The 255-nt window shown below is 50.2% G+C and carries 1 protein-coding gene; it reads left to right on the plus strand.

All coding sequences use genetic code 11. From position 1 onward, the window contains the following. Window positions 1-255 (plus strand): shufflon system plasmid conjugative transfer pilus tip adhesin PilV (gene pilV, locus E0D98_RS26880; protein ID WP_131891688.1); only part of this gene is annotated, 255 nt, incomplete at both ends.

Genomic DNA, 255 nt, shown 5'->3' on the forward strand with positions numbered 1-255 from the left:
GTGATATTACGAGTGAAGACGGCTGGCTAATCACCAGAAACAATAAGGGATGGATGAATATCACACATGGTGGTGGATTCACCATGACAGACAGCCAGTGGATACGCGCGGTTAATGGCAAAGGCATCACAACCACCGGGGAAATCAAAGGCGGAAAAGTCAGTGGTGGTACAGTCCGGTCTGACGGTCGTCTTTCAACCGGGGAGTATTTACAGCTTGATAAAACAGCTACGGCAGGCACAAAGTGTGCACCGG

Source organism: Escherichia sp. KCJ4928 (genome assembly GCF_004352695.1).
Taxonomy (GTDB): Bacteria; Pseudomonadota; Gammaproteobacteria; order Enterobacterales; family Enterobacteriaceae; genus ECMA0423.